5 protein-coding genes and 2 pseudogenes are annotated in these 3,983 nt (G+C 45.9%); all 7 read right to left on the bottom strand.

Features of this window, described 5'->3' with window-relative positions:
* Window positions 1–217, bottom strand: a pseudogene (hisG, locus tag B7X71_RS13285) (ATP phosphoribosyltransferase); the annotation flags it as partial.
* Between the two features lie 20 nt (window positions 218–237).
* Complete coding sequence (gene murA, locus B7X71_RS13280) at window positions 238–1,512, bottom strand: UDP-N-acetylglucosamine 1-carboxyvinyltransferase (RefSeq protein ID WP_293599112.1); 1,275 nt, start codon at window positions 1,510–1,512, stop codon at window positions 238–240.
* 33 nt (window positions 1,513–1,545) lie between these two features.
* Entirely contained in the window at window positions 1,546–1,794 is a 249-nt protein-coding gene (locus tag B7X71_RS13275; protein ID WP_215302370.1) for a BolA family protein, read from the bottom strand.
* A 64-nt stretch (window positions 1,795–1,858) separates the two neighbouring features.
* Window positions 1,859–2,647, bottom strand: a complete 789-nt coding sequence (locus tag B7X71_RS13270; protein WP_293599111.1) for an ABC transporter permease — start codon at window positions 2,645–2,647, stop codon at window positions 1,859–1,861.
* 77 nt (window positions 2,648–2,724) lie between these two features.
* Window positions 2,725–3,396, bottom strand: a pseudogene (locus B7X71_RS13265) (ABC transporter ATP-binding protein); the annotation flags it as partial.
* A gap of 1 nt (window position 3,397) precedes the next feature.
* Complete coding sequence (locus B7X71_RS13260) at window positions 3,398–3,658, bottom strand: STAS domain-containing protein (RefSeq protein ID WP_215302367.1); 261 nt, start codon at window positions 3,656–3,658, stop codon at window positions 3,398–3,400.
* 34 nt (window positions 3,659–3,692) lie between these two features.
* Window positions 3,693–3,983 (bottom strand): ABC transporter substrate-binding protein (locus B7X71_RS13255; protein ID WP_293600987.1); only part of this gene is annotated, 291 nt, incomplete at its 5' end.

Below are 3,983 nucleotides of genomic sequence, written 5' to 3'. Positions count from 1 at the left end.
CAAGGCCAGCAACTCCAAAATCAGCTCCACCAAACTGAACATAGGTCGGCACATCTGTAGCACGCACAATAATCAGGCGCACATCAGGATTGGAGGTCTCAATAATGAGTTTGCGCGACTTTTCTGGATCCTCAAGCGGACGAATACCGATCTTAGATAAGATCTCAGCGGTTTCTTCGAAGATACGCCCCTTCGAGAGGGCTAAAGTTAACTTCATGGACTAATTATCTATCAGGCTTACTTGATTCGCTGAATGTTGGCCCCCAAGAGGGTCAACTTTTGCTCCATACGGTCATATCCACGATCTAGGTGATAAATCCGGTCTACCTGTGTTTCGCCTTGGGCGGCCAAGCCTGCAATTACCAAGCTGGCTGAAGCACGTAAATCCGTAGCCATTACGATAGCGCCAGATAACTTCTCAACACCCTGCGCAATTGCAGTATTACCCTCAATTGCAATATCAGCCCCTAGTCGGTTCATCTCTTGAACGTGCATAAAGCGGTTTTCAAAGATAGTTTCAGTAATCGTGGCGTTGCCCTCAGCAATCGCATTGACCGCCATGAGTTGAGCCTGCATATCTGTCGGGAAAGCCGGGTACTCAGAAGTGCGGAAGCTAACGGCCTTGGGGCGACTTTTCATGGAGGCTTTGATCCAATCAGGGCCCACTTCCATTTCTAAGCCAGCCTCTTTGAGTTTCACAATCACCGCATCCAATGTATCCGGACGACAGTGCTTGACCAACACCTCACCGCCAGCAGCCGCAACTGCGCATAAGAATGTACCCGCCTCAATACGATCTGCAATCACAGCATGTTCTGCACCATGGAGCTTCTCCACGCCCTCGATTACTAAGCGGTCGCTACCAATACCGGTAATCTTGGCACCCATTTTGACGAGCAACTCAGCCAAGTCGCCTACTTCAGGCTCTCGTGCAGCATTCTCCAAAATAGTTGTGCCTGACGCCAAAGTAGCAGCCATCAATAAATTCTCGGTACCGGTTACGGTAATCATGTCAGTCAAGATAGAAGCACCTTGCAGACGACCAGTAGCAGATTTCGTTTCCGCCTGAATGTATCCACTCTTAATCTTGATGGTGGCACCCATGGCTTTTAAGCCCTTGATGTGCTGATCCACTGGACGTGCACCAATAGCGCAACCACCCGGTAAAGAAACCTTGGCACTATGCATTCTGGCAAGCAATGGACCCAGAACCAAAATCGAGGCACGCATGGTTTTCACCATCTCGTAGGTTGCTTCAGAGCTTTTAATAATGGATGCCTTTAGTACAACGCAATTACGATTATTCAAATCTGGGAAAGTAACTGTTACGCCAATCTCCTGGAGGAGTTTGAGCATCGTCCGCACATCTTGCAAATCGGGAACATTACGCAAAGTGATAGGTTGATCGGTGAGCAAACAAGCGCACAAAATGGGTAGTGCTGCGTTCTTGGCGCCCGCAATCACCACCTCACCCTTTAGGGGGGTGCCTCCAACCATTCGTAATTTATCCATGAATCTATTCCAGTAAAAGGCTAATGTCGTATTTTAAGTTGGAGTGTTTTGTGCGAACTCTTGAGGAGTAAATGCTTTGATTGATAAAGCGTGAACTTCAGCTTTCATACGGTCACCCATAGCGCCATATACCAACTGATGGCGCTGAATTAGACGCTTGCCTTCAAACTCTGGACTCACAATCGTCGCAAAAAAATGCTGTCCATCACCCTCAACTTTCACATGAGTACATGCGAGGCCCTGCTGAATATAGCCTTCAATTTGTTCTGGGGTCGGCAACATCACAATCTCCTGATTTCTAATTTCTGAATAATTTTTTAATTCGAATTTAAGGAAGCATCAATAACTAATTTCTGAGCTTGTAGCCTTTTTGCAGTAAACGCAAAGCAATAGCTGACACTACGACAAAGAAGCTGGTCACAATCGCCAAACTATTCCATGGGGATATATCTGACACTCCAAAGAAGCCGTAACGGAAACCATCAATCATGTAGAAGAATGGATTGAAGTGCGATACCACTTGCCATGCTGCCGGCAAAGAATGAATGGAATAAAACACACCTGACAACATGGTTGCCGGCATGATGATGAAATTCTGGAAAGCGGCCAGTTGATCGTATTTATCAGCCCAGATACCGGCAATTAAACCCATGCTTCCCAAAATTGCAGCGCCCAAAAGAGCAAATGCCATGATCCATAGCGGGTATTCAAAGGATGGTATTGCAAACCATGCCGTAATTATTAGTACGCCTGAGCCAACAACAATTCCGCGAAACACTGCAGCCAAGACATAAGCGGCATAAAACTCTAAGTGACTAAATGGAGCTAGCAATACAAAAACTAGATTGCCAGTTACCTTTGATTGAATGAGTGATGAAGAAGTATTCGCAAATGCATTCTGCAACACGCTCATCATGACTAAGCCCGGGATTAAGAAGGCGGTGTAGTTCAAGCGACCATACACCTCTTTGCCTTCCAGCACATGTCCGAAAATCATCAAATACAGAACAGCGGTAAGCACTGGTGCCGCAACCGTCTGAAACGCTACTTTATAAAAACGCTTAATTTCTTTACGGAGCAATGTTGGGAAACCACTGCCATAGGAGATTGGCAGCTTATTGACAATAGATTTCATCGAGCGCCTCCCGACATGATGTTGACAAACACATCTTCAAGATCCGTCTTACCCTCGCCATCTTTCTTCACAGAGCCATACTGACTCAATAAATTTGCAGTGGTGTCCAAAGCAACAATCTTTCCTTGCTTGAGCATAGCAATGCGCTGGCAAAGTGCCTCAGCCTCTTCAAGGTAATGGGTTGTTAAGACAATCGTGTGGCCATCTTGATTTAAGCGACTAATAAATTGCCAGAGAGATTGGCGTAGCTCTACGTCAACACCAGCTGTTGGTTCATCCAAAATAATCACTGGCGGCCGGTGTACCAAAGCCTGCGCAACCAATACTCGACGCTTCATACCACCAGATAGAGAGCGCATATTGCTGTCAGCCTTATTGGTGAGATCCAAGTTCGCCATGATCTCGTCAATCCAGGCATCGTTATGACGAATGCCAAAATAGCCAGACTGAAATTGCAGCGTCTCTCTAACAGTAAAGAAGGGGTCGAATACTAACTCTTGCGGTACAACCCCTAGCATCCGGCGAGCATCACGAAACTGACTCTGAACATCCGCACCCATGATTTCAGCATGGCCACGATCAGCAGTGACTAACCCAGCAAGAATGGAAATGAGCGTTGTCTTACCAGCACCATTGGGACCAAGCAAGCCAAAAAACTCACCTTGATCTATTGATAAGGAAACATCATCGAGCGCTTGTAGGGCGCCATAATTTTTTGATACGTTCTTTATCGATATTGCTGCATGCATGCTATGACAAACCTAGCAACTCAGCAACGCCATATACGCCAGCCAACACGGTTAACTTTTTCGGTGCATTTTGTATAGAAATCTGCTGACCCCCGGCTTGCAATTTTTTCTGCCATGCCAACAACACTGTTAGCACAGTAGAGTCAAAATCCTTGAGATTGATGCAATCTATATTTCTTAATGTCGCAAGATTTAACAGGCCATCCTTTTCTAACTGCAAAACATTATTCTGCGTCACTGAGGTGGGCAATAAAAATGGCATCTGATATTTATCTTTGATTGATCTTGTGAGCTTTTTAGTTTGCTGGCTTTGCAGCAGCAAGCTGCTTATTGCGATCCTGCAAGAACTTCACCAAACCTTCCACACCATTCTGGCTAATCTGATTAGCGAATTGATTGCGATAAGCCTCTACCAACCAAACACCCATGATATTCATGTCATAAACCTTCCATCCATTGGCTGTTTTTTCTAGGCGATAGTCGAGTGGTATGGGGTCACCACGACCAATCACCACAGTCCTGACCACTACTTCTTTGTCATCTGGAGCGGCACGCAATGGCTTAAATTGAATTGTTTGATCGCGCAA

Source organism: Polynucleobacter sp. 39-46-10 (assembly GCF_002282275.1).
The sequence above is the reverse complement of the archived record's forward strand: the minus strand, read 5'-3'. Positions and strand labels throughout refer to the sequence as shown.

Coding starts and splice junctions, on each gene's coding strand:
- B7X71_RS13270 (WP_293599111.1), bottom strand. CDS start 2,647: ATGAAATCTATTGTCAATAAGCTGCCAATCTCCTATGGCAGTGGTTTC.
- B7X71_RS13275 (WP_215302370.1), bottom strand. CDS start 1,794: ATGTTGCCGACCCCAGAACAAATTGAAGGCTATATTCAGCAGGGCCTC.
- murA (WP_293599112.1), bottom strand. CDS start 1,512: ATGGATAAATTACGAATGGTTGGAGGCACCCCCCTAAAGGGTGAGGTG.
- B7X71_RS13260 (WP_215302367.1), bottom strand. CDS start 3,658: ATGCCATTTTTATTGCCCACCTCAGTGACGCAGAATAATGTTTTGCAG.